At 58.9% G+C, this 15,438-nt stretch carries 13 protein-coding genes and 1 pseudogene; 6 read left to right on the forward strand and 8 right to left on the reverse strand.

Translation table 11 applies throughout. The features are described 5' to 3' along the window. Positions 1–240: 240 nt before the first annotated feature. On the reverse strand, positions 241–1,299 hold the full coding sequence (locus AAAU26_RS05970) for a resuscitation-promoting factor (protein WP_223386327.1): 1,059 nt from the start codon (positions 1,297–1,299) through the stop codon (positions 241–243). Positions 1,300–1,916: 617 nt separating this feature from the next. On the opposite strand from AAAU26_RS05970, the gene AAAU26_RS05975 reads away from it, so the two are divergent. Then, positions 1,917–3,509 (forward strand): Ig-like domain-containing protein, encoded by a 1,593-nt coding sequence (locus AAAU26_RS05975; protein ID WP_227618594.1) that lies wholly within the window; start codon positions 1,917–1,919, stop codon positions 3,507–3,509. A gap of 45 nt (positions 3,510–3,554) precedes the next feature. Beyond that, positions 3,555–3,806, forward strand: coding sequence for a phage holin (locus tag AAAU26_RS05980; protein WP_015564607.1), 252 nt, complete (start codon positions 3,555–3,557; stop codon positions 3,804–3,806). A gap of 73 nt (positions 3,807–3,879) precedes the next feature. On the opposite strand, the gene AAAU26_RS05985 is transcribed toward AAAU26_RS05980, so the two are convergent. From AAAU26_RS05985 to rplM, 3 genes are all read right to left on the reverse strand, one after another. Further along, on the reverse strand, positions 3,880–4,065 hold the full coding sequence (locus AAAU26_RS05985; protein ID WP_227618595.1) for a hypothetical protein: 186 nt from the start codon (positions 4,063–4,065) through the stop codon (positions 3,880–3,882). Positions 4,066–4,704: 639 nt separating this feature from the next. Next, complete coding sequence (gene rpsI / locus AAAU26_RS05990; RefSeq protein WP_015564291.1) at positions 4,705–5,103, reverse strand: 30S ribosomal protein S9; 399 nt, start codon at positions 5,101–5,103, stop codon at positions 4,705–4,707. A 17-nt stretch (positions 5,104–5,120) separates the two neighbouring features. After that, positions 5,121–5,549 (reverse strand): 50S ribosomal protein L13, encoded by a 429-nt coding sequence (rplM, locus tag AAAU26_RS05995; RefSeq protein WP_015564292.1) that lies wholly within the window; start codon positions 5,547–5,549, stop codon positions 5,121–5,123. 297 nt (positions 5,550–5,846) lie between these two features. On the opposite strand from rplM, the gene AAAU26_RS06000 reads away from it, so the two are divergent. Genes AAAU26_RS06000 through lepA form a run of 4 tightly spaced genes read left to right on the forward strand, consistent with a single transcriptional unit; the run spans position 5,847 to position 10,209 of the window. Next, positions 5,847–6,416 carry a hypothetical protein gene (locus tag AAAU26_RS06000; protein ID WP_158395225.1) on the forward strand — a complete coding sequence of 190 codons (570 nt, stop codon included), beginning with the start codon at positions 5,847–5,849 and terminating at the stop codon, positions 6,414–6,416. Next, the gene (locus tag AAAU26_RS06005; RefSeq protein ID WP_158395226.1) at positions 6,413–7,204 is read left to right on the forward strand and encodes a tRNA 2-thiocytidine biosynthesis TtcA family protein; all 792 of its coding nucleotides are present in this window, start codon (positions 6,413–6,415) and stop codon (positions 7,202–7,204) included. Before AAAU26_RS06000 ends, AAAU26_RS06005 begins: the two co-directional genes overlap by 4 nt. Then, on the forward strand, positions 7,185–8,381 hold the full coding sequence (alr, locus tag AAAU26_RS06010; RefSeq protein WP_227618596.1) for an alanine racemase: 1,197 nt from the start codon (positions 7,185–7,187) through the stop codon (positions 8,379–8,381). Before AAAU26_RS06005 ends, alr begins: the two co-directional genes overlap by 20 nt. A gap of 16 nt (positions 8,382–8,397) precedes the next feature. Then, on the forward strand, positions 8,398–10,209 hold the full coding sequence (lepA, locus tag AAAU26_RS06015; RefSeq protein WP_015564296.1) for a translation elongation factor 4: 1,812 nt from the start codon (positions 8,398–8,400) through the stop codon (positions 10,207–10,209). Between the two features lie 342 nt (positions 10,210–10,551). On the opposite strand, the gene AAAU26_RS06020 is transcribed toward lepA, so the two are convergent. The 4 genes and pseudogenes from AAAU26_RS06020 to AAAU26_RS06035 all read right to left on the reverse strand — a co-directional run. Next, positions 10,552–12,528: a TRAP transporter permease gene (locus tag AAAU26_RS06020; RefSeq protein WP_227618597.1), complete on the reverse strand. Its 1,977-nt coding sequence runs from the start codon at positions 12,526–12,528 to the stop codon at positions 10,552–10,554. 130 nt (positions 12,529–12,658) lie between these two features. Further along, entirely contained in the window at positions 12,659–13,753 is a 1,095-nt protein-coding gene (locus AAAU26_RS06025) for a TAXI family TRAP transporter solute-binding subunit (protein WP_158395229.1), read from the reverse strand. 357 nt (positions 13,754–14,110) lie between these two features. After that, positions 14,111–15,181, reverse strand: coding sequence for a 4-hydroxythreonine-4-phosphate dehydrogenase PdxA (gene pdxA, locus AAAU26_RS06030; protein WP_227618598.1), 1,071 nt, complete (start codon positions 15,179–15,181; stop codon positions 14,111–14,113). Positions 15,182–15,203: 22 nt separating this feature from the next. Then, positions 15,204–15,438: pseudogene (locus AAAU26_RS06035) on the reverse strand (dihydrodipicolinate synthase family protein); the annotation flags it as partial.

The raw sequence follows: 15,438 nt of genomic DNA on the forward strand, positions 1-15,438 counted from the left end.
TTACTCTCTTATATTAAAGAATTTCGTCGGATTTTTCAAGAGTTTTCTTGTAGAATATACCATAATCTTTTCGTCGATATTTTTCTTATATATACAACATCTCCAATTTTAGACAAGAAATATCAGCAGACTTAACAGAATAAAGACAAAAAAGAAACATCCGCCCCGAATTTTGCACATTTGGCAAAAAATCAGAGCGGATGTTTTTCCACTATTTTACTTCAGTTTTTCAAAGGCGCATCAGCCCACGACGTAGACGTTGACGTTGATAGCGCCGTTGATGACAGACTCCGCATAAGTCTCATAGAACAGGTCCACAAGGATGCGGCCATCCTGCACGGCGATGCCGGTGTCGGTGGCTACTGCGTAGCCATAGACGAAGCTGCCGTCGGTGGAGGTGATATACAGCAGGGTGCCGTAGGGGATGACATCGGGGTCAACGGCCACGGTGCCGTAACCCAGACCCAGACCGGAAGAACCCTTGCCCGACTTGGAATAATAGCCGGTGGCCTTGCCGGTAAGGACCTTGCTGTAGCTGGCGGGGGCGTTGGTGGTGCCGTCCGGGCCGGTCAGGGGCGAGACGGGCGCACCGGCGCCATAGGTCTTGACCACATGGTCGGTAGGCTCCACGGTGGTGGTCACATCGGTGACGACGCTGTTTTCCAGCTCGCCGTCCACCCAGCGCTCCCGGGTGGTGACGGTCTGTTGGCCCTCAGAGCCATGCTGCAGGGTGGTAGCACGGTTGGTGTTGCGGAAGTAGAGGCTGGTATAGACGTACTCCGTGTCGTAGGGGACAGCCTGCGTCTCCACCTTGTCCTGATACTCGACGCGGTGGACTTCAATCTTGCTGCCAGCCGTGACCATCGCGCTGAGGGCGGGTTCGGTATAGTCGTCCCCCTCCAGAGTGATGCCAGCACGTTCCAGAGCATCGGCGACGGTACCCACCACCATCTTGACGGGGTACTCCTGGCCTTCAGCCTCAATGGTGACGCTGAAGGCGCGTTCGATGTTCAGGGATGCCAGACTGCCGGCAAAGGCAGTGTAATAGACTTCGTCTCCCTCCTCGGCCTCGATGCCGGAAAGGCTCATAACGCGGGCAGGGTCGCTCTCGGAAGTGAGGACCACCTGCCGCGCACCGTGGGAGTCTGTGACGTAGGTCAGCCGCAGATTCGCGGCGGTCACAGCCAGCGTGAACACGAGACACGCAGCCATGACGCAGAACGCCAGCACACGGGATGAGGCTGCACGGGTGCAGCCGGGCAATGCTTTCTTAAATTTGACGGAAGCGATACGAGACAACTCCTCTCTTTTCAGATTTTGGAATGGACAGCGAGCCTGTATCTCAAGGCCCGTCAGACTGTGCGTAAATGCCCCGCACAGCGGGCGCCGCAAAAGCGGCTTTTCACTTCACCGTGATGAATTTTATGCGCTGCAACGTGTGTTGAGCGGACGTTATTTTAGCAGACTGAGGCCGTTTTGTCAAATCGAAGGTCAGGCGCTCGTCAATTCCTTCACATAGTTTTTTGTGCATTCTGTACATAGTTTGCTCTCGATTTCATGAAATTCAATGATTTCTCTCCGATTTTTTCGCAAAAACAAAGTCATACTTGTTCATATATTTTTAACATTTGAGTTAACATTTCCGAGGTGTTTTTTGCAGTATTTCCAGCCCGCTTTGCGACGTCAAACCGGCCATAACCGGCTTATTTTCGACACAAATCATGGACTGTTTTCTGACTGTTTTCAAGAGAAAAAACGGGGTCTATTTCTCTCCGATTCTCTCCGAAAAAGGCCGTTTGGCAAAATGCCTAACCCGCCAAATTCTCAATAAAAAAGTATGTACTTCCGCCCACTGCCGTTCTGCGCTACAATCGGGCCAGATGCAAACGCAAAACCAAATGAAAGGAGTTTTTACCATGCAGATCAACATCACAGCCCGGGACTTCGGCGGCACAGAATTCCTCGCTCAGCCCCACCGGCTGCATCTGGGCGCACAGAAAGCCGAGGGTGTGGACCAGCTGGAATTCAGCCTGCCGGAGCAGTGGAACGGGTGTGTCGTCACCCTCCACATCCGGCACGCGGACGGCACGCTGGCCGAGCCGCTGGCACTGGACGAAGCAGGCTGCGTCAGCGTGGGCCGGAGCTTTACCGGCTGGGCCAGCGGCGAGTGGATGCTGGCCGCTGCCAACGGCAATGGCTACACCGCCTACACCCGTCCCGGCCAGTACGACGTCCACGGCATCCTCCCCACCGAGGGCGGCGGTGAGGAGCTGACGCCCTCGATCTACGAACAGTTCATCGCCCGGGTGGTGGACAGCGCCAATGCCGCCGCAGAGGCCGCCAAACGTGCCGCCTCCGGCGAGGCAAACGCCAAACAGAGCGCCAGCGAGGCCGCTTCTTCTGCCCAGCAGACCGCCGCCAGCGCCACCCTGGCCGCAGGCTATGCCGAGCAGGCCGAAGCCGCTGCCGACCGTGCCGCCTCCTATGCCCCCACGGAGGGCGCTGTGCTGAGCGTCAACGGCAAGAGCGGTGCCGTCCGGCTGAACGCACTGGACGTCTGGGCCTTGCCCCGCCCTGTCTCACCGAAAGTCGGCCAGCTGGTGCGGGTGGTGAAGGTCGATGCCTCCACCGGCGCACTGACCGTAGACACCATCAGCACCGACAGCCTCAGCGGGCTGGGCAGCGAAGAAAAAGAGCTTCTGCTCAAGCTGCTGGGCTCTGTCAGCTACACCGACAGCAGCGCCAAAAATGCCCTTGAGGCCCTCAAAAAACTGTGGGACACCACGCCGCCCACTCCCCTGCCCGACCCGGACATCATCCCGGTGGAGAAGGTGACTCTGAGCCAGCACACGCTGGAACTGAGCCGGGGCAGCACTGCCGACCTCAGCGCCTCCATCGCGCCCCCGGACGCCACCGACCAGACGGTATTGTGGAGCGTTTCGCCGACGAACATCGTCTCGGTGGATGCGGGCCGCGTCACTGCCCTCAAGAAGGGTTCTGCCGTCGTCACTGCCACCTCCGACAGCAAGAGCGACAGCTGCACCGTCACAGTGACTCCCGCCGTCTACCGCATCGAGACGGCCCACACCGACAGCGGCGACATCCCCGCGTGGGACACTTATCCCGCCAAGTCCGAGTTCTTCATGCCATTGACTGCTAAGAAAGCGGGCCTGCTGCTCCGCTCGCTGGAATTCCGCGTCAAGGGCTATATGCCGGGCAAAATGCGCACCGTCCTGCGCAAGTACGGCACCACGACCGCCCTGGCAGACAAGTCCATCGACCTTGTCCGCGGCTACAACGATGTAGTGCTGGACATGGGCAGCATCGCGCTGGAAAAGGGCGTCGAATACCAGCTCTATTTCGCCGCCGCCAACAACTTCTATCCGCCCTCTGTCGATTCCTCCTGGGTCGCCGCAAACGACTGCATCGACATTGCACACGGCAGCGCCTACTATGGTGATAACACCACCCTCATCTTCTCGGGTACCGTTGTGCTGCAGGAGACCTGAACCACACCGAACACATATCCTGAAACAGAAAGAGAGGTACTGACTATGACCCATCACAAAATTTCCGCATCCACTCTGGCCCGCACCGCTGCGCTGGCGCTGGCCCTGACCAATCAGGTGCTCAGCGCCGTGGGCAAGCCCATGCTGCCCATCGAGAGCGCCCAGCTGGAACAGCTCATTTCCAGCGGCCTGACCGTTGCCGCCGCCCTCGCCAGCTGGTGGAACAACAACAGCTTCACCCCTGAGGCCATCGAGGCCGACGACTTCATGACCCGCCTGAAGCAGCAGAAGCGATAAACACTTAAACGAACACAGCGCCCCGGAGCAGTCTGCTCCGGGGCGCTGTGTTGTGTTTGAAGAAAAGTTTACCTCAGGCGTTCCACTGAACATCCTCTGCGGCCACATGGCCGTCCTGCACACTGATAACAGCGGCGCGGGCATCCATGCCGGATGTCTTTTTGAAAAGGCCCGTGTAGATGGTCATGCCAGCCATCAACAGGACAGCCAGTGCAAGGCCGACCAAACGAATCATCATACCGTCAACATTCTCGTTCATGATACCTTCTCCTTTTCCTCTTTGCGGCCCGGCAGACACCATTCTGCCGCAGCCCGCATCCCAATTTTCCGCTGCGGACCCCCTCTATCGGCCCGCAGTGATGCATTTCCCAAGACATTCCAAAGAAAAAAGCCTAGGGTAAACACACCCCAGGCTCCATTGTCTGTCTGCTTAGTATAATAGTCTCTTTTGCAGTTTTTGTCAAGAGGGAGATGAAGGAATCTCAACCGCCGGATATGCGCAGCCGTGCTCCCCAGTCCGCTGGGAAACTCCTGTTAAACAAAAACGGCTCTGCCGAAGCGGCATCGTACGGCCAACTTCCCCGGGTTGCGGCTCCCAGCGTCTATTTCGGCCCTTGGGCGGGCCTCATATCCTGCTGGCCGCGGCCCCAACAGCTCCTCCCTGTTTCCGCCGCTGGCGGCGGTCGTCGCTGTTGCACTTGCTGAACTGGGAAGCATCGCTGGGGCGGCTCCGCCGCCCACGCGATGCTTGAGCAATTATTCGAAATGCGCATCCGGCTCGCCCCTCCGGGGCAACCGCCGGATATGCGCAGTCGTGCTCCCCAGTTCGCTGGGAAACTTCTGTTAAACAAAAACGGCTCTGCCGAAGCAGAGCCGTAAAAGCCGTAATACGGTAAAATCAGCGCTTGCTGAACTGGGGAGCACGACGTGCAGCCTTCAGGCCGTACTTCTTGCGCTCCTTCATACGAGGATCGCGGGTCAGGAAGCCTGCCTTCTTCAGAGCAGCGCGGTTCTCATCGCTCTGCTGCAGCAGGGCGCGGCTCAGACCGTGGCGGATAGCGCCAGCCTGGCCGGAAACACCGCCGCCGGAAACGCGGACGACGACGTCATACTTGCCCTCGAGGCCCAGCAGGACCAGCGGAGAGCGGACGATCAGCTTCAGGGTCTCCAGACCGAAGTAGTTGTCGATGTCACGGTCGTTGATGGTGACCTTGCCAGTGCCCTGGTAGACGCGCACGCGGGCAACGGAATCCTTACGACGACCAGTGCCGTAGAAATAAGGTTTGGTTTCGTACATGTTCGATTGCCTCCTTCTTAGAACTCGATCTTCTCGGGCTTCTGAGCTGCGTGAGCGTGCTCGGCACCCTGGTAGCAGTGCAGGCGGGTCAGAGCCTTAGCACCGATGGTGTTGGAAGGGATCATGCCCTTGACAGCGTAGGTCATAGCCAGGTCGCTGTTCTCAGCCATCAGCTTGCTGTACTGGACCTTCTTCAGGCCGCCGATGAACTTGCTGTGGGTGATGTGGAACTTCTGCTCGGCCTTCTTGCCGGTCAGAACAGCCTTGTCGCAGTTGATGACGACGACGAAATCGCCGCAGTCAACATTGGGGGTATAATCGACCTTCTGCTTGCCGCGCAGCAGAACAGCAGCCTCAGCAGCGACGTGGCCCAGGCTCTTGCCGGCAGCGTCGAGCAGATACCACTTGCGCTCGACTTCAGCGGGCTTGACGAGAGTAGTGCTCATATCTATTTCCTCCTGATAAGTGTTTCAACGGTTCAATGCGCCTTTTGGGGCGCGAGTGTCAGTATACATCACAAGAACGCCCCTGTCAACATCATTTTTCGATTTTTTCGGCTCAGTTTTTTGAATCTATTGTTTTCTCTTGTTTTCTCTTGAAATCTCGCATTTTCTCCAATCGCATTTTCGTTTCTGTTTTTGCGGCAGAGCGCTACAATTTCAGTCCCGAGTATGTTATACTAATAAAGATGCAGCCCCCACCCCCGGGGCTGAGCCTTACATTTATAAGGAGGACATTCCTTCATGCCGAAAGACATCCACCAGCGCGACACCGCGCAGCAGCGCTCTTCCCGCCTGCTGCTGGCCATGGGCATCATCGTCCTGCTGGGCGCACTGGCCTATTTTGTACTGACCCTCGTGGTCAACCGCCGCACCCCCGCTTCGCCTGACACCCACTACACCGCCGAGAACGGCATCTCCGTCTACTACGAGTCCGCCGTCTGGCCGGTGTGCGAGATGACCGAGGACGCCACCCTTGGCCGTGCGCTGGAACTGGCCTCTGCCCAGAGCAGCGACGACGCCAACTATCAGGTCGTGCTCTTCCAGAAAGGCACGAAAGACACCTATGAGGACTTCATCGGCCAGTCGGAAAAAGAGCTCAAGCAGGCTTACGGCGTCATCAGCCCCCGAAAAGTCAATCTGAGCATCGACGGTGCCGCCGTCACTGCCGTGCGCTGTGATATTCAGGCTTACTACGCCGTGCTGGCCACCATCGAGTACGACAACGGCGACGTCATCTATGTCTCCGGCCTGACCAAGCTGGCCTCCATCAGCGACATCGTCAACCTCGTGGAGAGCGTGAGCCTGTCATGAGCGACACGAAAGCGATGCAGCGGCTCTGCGGCCTGATGCGCAAAGCCGTCCAGCAGTACGAGATGCTGGCCCCCGGCGACCGCGTTCTGGTGGGCGTTTCGGGCGGCAAGGACAGCGTAGCTTTGACCATCGGTCTCGCGCGGCTGCGGCAGTACCTCGGCTTTCCGTTCGAAGTCGTGGCCGTCACCCTCGACCCCCAGTTTGGCGGCAAGCCGGTGGATTACTCTGCGCTGGAAGCGCTGTTCCGGCAGTATGATGTTTCCTATGAGGTGCGCCGCACCCTTATCGGCCCCATCGTCTTCGACTACCGGAACGAGAAGAATCCCTGCTCCCTCTGCGCCAAGATGCGCCGGGGCGCGCTCCACGCCGCTGCCGAAGAGCTGGATTGCAACAAGGTGGCGCTGGGGCATCATCTGGACGACGCCATCGAGACATTTTACATGAACCTCTGGCGGGAGGGCCGCATCGGCTGCTTCTCGCCGGTGACAGAGCTGTCCGATCGGGGGCTGACCCTCATCCGGCCTCTGCTGCTCGCCACAGAGCAGGAGGTGCGCTGTGCAGTGAAGGAAGAAGGTTTTCCCATCGTCAAGAGCCGCTGCCCGGCCGACGGCGTGACCACCCGGGAGGACACGAAAAACTTTGTCCGGGAGCGGTGCCGCACCGACCGTGCTTTCCGGCAGAAGACCCTTCACGCTCTGCAGGAGAGCGGCATCGACGGCTGGCGTCCTTTGCACCCGGCCCGTACATCAAAAAAGGAGGACACAGCCCATGCAGATGCCCGCATTTGAAAAACACGTCTGGGCCGAGATAGACCTTGACGCCCTGCGCCACAATTTCCGCGCCGTGAAGGCCCGGGCCGGGGAGATGCCTCTGTGCGCTGTCGTCAAAGCCGACAGCTACGGCCACGGTGCCGTAGAGTGCGCCAAGGTCTTTGCCGAAGAGGGGGCCGCGTGGCTGGCTGTGAGCTGTCTGGCGGAAGCCCGTCAGCTGCGCAAAGCCGGGCTGACGCTGCCCATCCTCATTCTGGGCCATGTGGAGCCGAGCCGTGCGCCCGTCCTCATCCAGGAGGACATCACCGCAGCCTGCTACTCCCTGCCCCAGGCCAGGGCCCTCAGCGAGGCCGCCTGTGCCGTCGGCGGGAAGGTCAAAGTCCACCTCAAGGCCGACACCGGCATGGGCCGCATCGGTTTTGCGCTCCGCACCGACTTTGACGCGGCGCTGGCCGAGATGCTGGATGCCTGCCGCCTGCCGGGTCTGGACGTGACCGGCCTGTTCCAGCACTTCGCTGTGGCCGACGACGACAGCGCCGACAGCGTGGCTTATACCAGCCAGCAGCACGAGCTCTTCGTCCGGGCCTATCAGGGCCTTGCCGAGGCCGGTTTTGAGCCTGCCGTCGTCCACTGCGACAACTCCGCCGGGGTGATGCTCCACCCCGACTGGCCCGCCGGACTGCCCCGCACCCACTGCATGGCACGCCCCGGCATCATCCTCTACGGCTTCGACCCCAGCGATGAAGTCCGCTTCGGCATCTTCCGCCCGGTGATGAAGCTCAAGACCATCATCAGCATGGTCAAGGAGATGCAGCCCGGCCAGTCAGCCAGTTACGGACGCCGCTTCACTGCGGAAAAGCCCACCAAGGTCGCCACCCTCTGTGCCGGTTACGCCGACGGCTACCCCCGCCTTTTGAGCTGCGGCAAGGGCATCGTGGAGATAAAGGGTATGCCCTGCCCGGTTCTGGGCCGGGTCTGCATGGACCAGATCATGGTGGATGTCTCGGCTCTGCCCGACGTGCAGGAAGGGGACGAAGCCATCCTGTGGGGCGGCGAAGTGAGCGACAGCGCCGAGACCATCGCCCATAAGACCGATACTATTTCTTACGAGGTGCTCTGCGGCGTTTCCCGCCGGGTACCCCGCGTTTACCTGGAAAACGGCGGCATCAAAGCCGTCGAGGACTGGATCCTATAAATTTCGGAGGAACTACATGGCAAGAGACAACATCCGCAACTTCTGCATCATCGCGCACATCGACCACGGCAAATCCACCCTCTCCGACCGCATCCTCGAGCTGACCAAGAGCGTGGACGAGCGGACGATGGAGGACCAGATCCTCGACAACATGGACATCGAGCGGGAACGCGGCATCACCATCAAGGCCCGCGCCGTCACCATGAACTACACCGCCAAGGATGGCAAGGTGTACGAGTTCAACCTCATCGACACCCCGGGCCACGTGGACTTCGCTTACGAAGTCAGCCGCAGCCTCGCCGCCTGCGAGGGCGCTATCCTCGTGGTGGACGCCACCCAGGGCGTGGAGGCCCAGACCCTCGCCAATACCTATATGGCGCTGGAGCACGACCTCGAGCTGGTGCCTATCCTGAACAAGATCGACCTGCCCTCTGCCCACCCGGACGAAGTAGCACAGGAAGTGGAGGACGTCATCGGCCTTCCCTGCCTCGACGCGCCCCGCGTCTCGGCCAAGACCGGCCTGAACATCGATCAGGTGCTGGAGCGTGTGGTCAGCGACATCCCCGCCCCCACCGGCGACCCGGACGCCCCCCTCAAGGCCCTCATCTTCGACAGCATCTACGACAGCTACAAGGGCGTCATCGTCTATATCCGCGTCTTTGAAGGTACGGTCAAGCCCGGCGACACCATCCGCCTGATGGCCACCGGCGCACAGTTCACGCTGGTGGAAGTGGGCCACATGGGCGCTACCAGCCTGACCCCCTGCGACCAGCTGCAGGCTGGTGAGGTCGGCTATCTGACCGCCAGCATCAAGACCGTGCAGGACACCCGCGTCGGCGACACCGTCACCCTGGCGAATAACCCCACCCCCGAGGCTCTGCCCGGCTACCGTCAGGTCAAGCCCATGGTCTTCTGCGGCATCTACCCCGCCGACGGCGCAAAGTACCCCGATTTGAAGGACGCGCTGGAAAAGCTGCAGCTCAACGACGCCTCCCTGACCTTTGAGCTGGAAACCAGTGCCGCGCTGGGCTTCGGCTTCCGCTGCGGCTTCCTTGGCCTGCTCCACATGGAGATCATCACCGAGCGTCTGGAACGCGAGTTCGACCTCGACCTCATCACCACCACACCCAGCGTCCGCTATCGTCTGACCCTGACCGACGGCACCGTGGAGATGATAGACAACCCGTCCAGCTACCCCGACCCCTCCAACATCGTCAAGCAGGAGGAGCCCTTCGTGGACGTCCACCTCTACACCCCCAACGAATACGTCGGCAGCCTGATGGACCTGTGCCAGAACAAGCGCGGCGTCCTCATCGACATGAAGTATATGGATGATGTGCGTGTGGACCTGCACTACGCCCTGCCGCTGGGTGAGATCGTCTACGACTTCTTCGACGCCATCAAGAGCCGGAGCCGCGGCTACGCCAGCTACGACTACGAGTTCAAGGAGTACCGCGAGAGCGACCTCGTCAAGCTGGACTTCCTGCTCAACGGCGACCCCGTGGATGCTCTGTCCATGATCGTCTTCCGCGACAACGCCTACGCCAAGGGCCGCCGCATCTGCGAGAAGCTGCGGGACAACATCCCGCGCAACCTCTTCGAGATCCCCGTTCAGGCGGCCATCGGCGGCAAGATCATCGCCCGCGAGACGGTCAAGGCCATGCGCAAGGATGTGCTGGCCAAGTGCTACGGCGGCGACATCTCCCGCAAGAAAAAACTGCTGGAAAAGCAGAAAGAGGGCAAAAAGAAGATGCGCCAGCTGGGCAGCGTCTCCCTGCCCAGCGAGGCGTTCACCGCCGTGCTCAAGCTCGACAGCGACGACGATTGATATTGATTTTTCCGCTCCCCTCCCGCCCAGAGGGGAGTTTTTTTCATGTCTGGCGCAAGTCAAGAAAATAACGCAATAGGATAACAGCATATTTGCGATATGCAATTCAACGCTGTTGCTGTTGCATTAAAAAGTTGAATTGCTATGTCTGGCGGCTAAGAATCTTAGCTAAAATCGTCCCCAAACACAACTGTTCCGTCATCTTTCGCATCCGAACTGCCCGTTTTTCTTTTCTTCCCGCCCCAAAAAGGACAAACAAGAAACCCCCGCCTCCGGGAGTGCCGGAGGCGGGGGTTTCGCCGAACTGTGGCTTATGAAGAAGGTTTTCGGAAGGACCGCTTATCAGGCAGGCTGTGCCTTGTTGGCGTTCTTCTTGCCCGTCATGAAGCAGTAAGCCATGATGAGTGCACATCCAGCAATGCCGATAATATCAGACATGGAGCTGGGCAGGATGAAGATGAAGGCCACGACATAGCAGGCGATGCGCTCCCACATCTTCAGGGGACGGAACAGGTAGCCAGCGATGCCGCAGGCCAGCAGATAGGTGGCTGCAATGACGATGAAGTATGCAGTGACGATCTCCACCACAGTGCCCTCCAGCAGGATAGCGGGACGATACACGAATGCAAAGGGGACGATGAAAGCGGTGATGGCGAAGGAGAATGCCTTCCAGCCGGTCTTCCATGCGCTTGCACCCGCGATGCCTGCCGCAGTAAAGGATGCCAGACAGACGGGAGGAGTGATCTGAGCCACGACACCGAAGTAGAAGATGAACATATTGGTGACCAGAGCGGAGATGCCCAGACCCTGGATAGCCGATGCGAACAGAGTGACAGCGATCAGGTAAGCGGCCACGGTAGGCAGTGCCATGCCCAGCAGCAGGCAGCCCAGAGCGGCGATGAGCAGTGCGATGAACAGGCTGCCCTCACCAGAGGTACCGATGAGCTTTGCGATCTTGACGGCAACGCCGGAGTTGACCACGATGCCGATCATGATGCCGCAGGCAGCGGTGGGGATCGCAATGTTTGCGGCCTGACGGACGCCGTCCATCAGAGTCTGGAGCAGCTTGCGGGGACCCATGCGGGTCTCAGGAGAGATCGCTGCGATGATGATGGAGAAGATGGTGCAGTAGATCGCGGAACGGGGCAGAGAGTAGCCCATGATGATCATGATGACCAGAACGATGATGGGCAGCAGACGGTACACGCGGGGCAGGATGGGCTTGCCTTCGTAATGTACGCCGGAGTCTTTGCCCAGACCCTTCTTCTTTGCGATCATGTGGACGAGGATGAACACAGCGAGGAAGTAGGCCACAGCGGGCAGGACGGCTGCTGCTGCGATCTGCGCATACTGCACACCGATGATCTCGGCCATGATGAATGCGCCAGCGCCCATGATGGGGGGCATGATCTGGCCGCCGGTGGAAGCAACAGACTCGACTGCTGCCGCCTCTTCGGGGGCATAACCGGTCTTTTTCATCAGGGGGATGGTCAGAACGCCGGTGGTGGAAACATTTGCGATCGCAGAACCAGAAACCATGCCCAGCAGGCCGGAAGAGATGACAGCTGCCTTTGCGGGGCCGCCGACCGTCTTATCGCTGAGCTTCATGCCGCCGTCGATCAGGACACCGCCGCCGCCGCAGTTGGAGAAGAAGGTGCCGAAAACGAGGAAGTAGAACAGGGTGCCCAGAGAAGTGACCAGCGGAGAGCCGAAGATGCCATTCTCGCCGTACATCAGGACTTCCATCAGTTTGGGGAAGCTGATGCCGGAGAAGCGGAACAGGCCGGGGATATACTGGCCGAACCATGCATAAGCAAGGAAGAAGCAGATGACCCAGAACAGGGACATACTGACCACGCGGCGGACGGCCTCCATGACATTGATGACCAGAAGCACCGCCACGATGACCTCGGTGGTGGTCATAACATCAACATTGAAGATGCGGTAGTTGAGCTGTTCTGCGTGGCTCAGGAAGAACCAGCAGATAAAGCAGCTGGACGCGATGAGGAAGATGTCGTAAATCCACCACAGCTTATTGTGGCTCTTGGATTTCTCGACCATCGGATTGTACAGCCACACCACGACCAGTGCAAGGCACATATGGAGCGGCAGTTGGAACCACGGGTCAAGGGGCTTGACCAGCTTGATGTAGAGCTGGAACACCGTCCAGATAACGGTAAGAACTGCCAGCGAATAGAAGCGCCATTTCGGCATATTCTTCAGCAGCTTGGCGATTTTGGTATCTTCGTCCTCTTCGTTTGCCAGAGCCTTGGCCTTGGCGTCGAGAGCCGATACCTTGGTTTCTTTTTCGTTGCTCATATTTCCCTCCGTATTATCCCTTGTGAAAGCAGAGGCCGGACACCGCAAAGCGTCCGGCCTCTGCCTACGGTCAAAGGATAGATCTGATGTCGTGCGGAGCGCCTCCGCCGAAAGCTTTCAAAGCCGGAACTTACTTCATGTAGCCTGCTTCCTTGTAGTACTTCTCAGCACCGGGATGCAGCGGGCAGCCGCCGCGCTTCATCTCTTCCCAAGCGGTCTCAGGCTCCCACGGAGACAGGGAATTGTACTCGGCCACCAGAGCGTCGCGGTTCTCGCTCAGGCTCTTGGTGATGGCGTAGACGACATCCTCGCTCAGGCTCTCTTTGCAGAAGACGCAGTCGGGAGTGCCGGGCAGCGTCAGCTCCTTATCCTGACCCTTGAAGGAGTTGGCCGGGATGGTGATGAGGTCGAAGCCCTTTTCGCTGACGAACCAGCTGCACAGGTCATCGCCCCACTGCAGGAAGGTGACATCCACGCTGGTAGCGATCTGAGCCATGGTGGAAGAAGCAGAAGAGGTGTGGTCGATGTAGAAGTCGATCTGGCCGTCCGCGATGGCGTCTGCGTTGGCATCGCCGCCCTGGTTGGTGATGGAGCCGCCCCAGCTCTTCAGGTCGTCCTCGGTCACGCCGAAGTACTCGAGCAGCAGGTAAGCGCCCTCAGCATCCATGGAGCCCTTTGCGGAGCAGCCGATGCGCAGGGGTAGCTTCTGCTCGAAGATCTCCTCGATGGTGGAGACATTGTACTTCTGCAGGAATGCGTTGGACACGCAGTTGATGTAGCAGACAGCAGTCAGGCCGCCGATGACCGCTGCATAGCCGCTGGTAGCAGGCTTGCCCAGAGTGCCTTCCTCCATTGCCCACTTTGCAGGAGCACCGTTGATGAAGGCCAGATCGGTGTTGCCGGAAGCAAACAGATAAGGAGCGCCCATACCGCCCGGAGAGTCAGGGTTGACGTTGACAGTCTGGAAACCGCCAGCCTTCTCCAGCACCTTGGACATTGCAACGATCATATTGTAAGAGCCAGAACCGACCTTATCGGAGCTGAAGTTCAGAGTCTCTTTGCTCATATCGGGCAGACCGTCCACAGCCTTTGCCTCAACGGAAGGAGCTGCCTCACTGGAAGCTGCGGTGCTGGTGGAGGAAGAGCCGCCGCAGGCTGCCAGAGCACCAGCCGCTGCCATAGTACCAGAAACCTTCAGAAAGCTGCGACGAGAAATCTTTTTCATAATCTTGTTCTCCTTTTCTCTTGGGGTTCTCGTGTAGCGAACCGGACTGTGTACTTCATGCCTTCTTCTGCGGCGTCGCCGCTTTTCACAGTCTTTGTTCGTTTTTGTTGTCTAAATTATATTCAAAATAGCAGGCCCTTACAACGGCTAAATCGCCTTGTTTCCGTTTCATTCTGAAACATTTCCAGGATATTTCATGAATGTTCTATTAAAAGCGTAACATTTTAGAACATTTCAGCAGCCTTTCCCGGATTTATCCGTTTCAGGATAGAACTTTTCTTTCAGCCTGTTAAGCAAAAAAACACCCGCCTCGCAGCAAAGCTGCAAAAGCGGGTGTGCAGGGAGCTATTGGAAAATTTACGCCTCGCGGCCGGTCATCTTGACGGCATACTTGATGGCGTTGACAAGGCTCAGCTCATTGCCGTTGCCCTTGCCTGCATGGTAGAAGTCGGTGCCGTGGTCCACGCTGGAGCGGATGATGGGCAGGCCCAGCGTGACATTGACGCCCTCCACAGCCTTCCACTCCTGCTTTTCACGGTCGTAGACGAAGCCCACGGTCTTGAGGGGGATATGGCCCTGATCGTGGTACATGCAGACCACGATGTCGTACCAGCCGCCGATGGCCTGAGAGAAAACGCTGTCCGGCGGGCAGGGGCCGACAACGCCGGTGATGCCCTCGGCCTTAGCAGCCTCGATGGCCGGGGTGATCTCCTCGATCTCCTCGCGGCCGAACAGGCCGTTCTCGCCGCAGTGGGGGTTCAGGCCGGCCACCGCGATGCGGGGGTTCTCGATGCCCATATCCTTGCAGGCTTTATTGGCGATCTCGATGACTTCCAGCACGCGCTCTTTCTTGACCCGGTCGCAGGCTTCGCGCAGGGAGACGTGGGTGGAGACGTGGACCACGCGCAGGTCGTGGTGGGCCAGCATCATGGTGTACTTCTTGGTGTGGGTGTAGGTGGCGTAAATCTCGGTGTGGCCGTCGAAATGGGTGTAGCCGTCCGACTTCTCGCCGTGATAGTATTCCAGAGCCTTGTTCATGGCTTCCTTGTTCAGGGCGTTGGTGCAGGTAGCATCCACCTCACCGGCCATGGCCAGCTCGATGACCTTCTTGACGCACTGGAAGGCTGCGTTGCCGCCCTCCACGCTCACCTTTGCCATCTCGAACTTGTTGATGTCCTCGATGAGGTCGAGGTGCAGCACGTCGATGGTTCCGGGGGTGAACAGAGCATCCGACACCTTGTCGCAGCGGTGGATGACGATGTCCTCACGGCCAACGAACTTCCTGGCCTGCTCGAACACCTTCACGTCGCCCACAACGATGGGGCGGCAGTAGGTATACTGCTCCGGATCTGCCAGAGCCTTGATGGTGATCTCCGGGCCGGAGCCGGCGGGATCGCCCATCGTAATGCCAACGATAGGTTTATTCATAACAGTGCTCTCCTTGCTCTTCTCAGTTCAGGCCCTTGGCAGCGTTCTCGGCCAGGACCTTCTTGATGGCTTCCAGACCCTCTTCGGGAACGTAGTTGAAGGGGGCGCGGCACTTGCCGATGTTGTGGCCCTGCAGGGCCACAGCGGTCTTGATGATGGTGTGGGGATTGCCGTACTTGTAGGTCTGCTGCAGGATGGCGATAGCGTCCTGAGCGGCCTGTGCGCCCTCGAGGTCGCCAGCCTTGAAACAGTCGTAG

Source organism: Faecalibacterium longum, from assembly GCF_040094125.1.
GTDB classification, from domain to species: Bacteria; Bacillota; Clostridia; order Oscillospirales; family Ruminococcaceae; genus Faecalibacterium; species Faecalibacterium longum.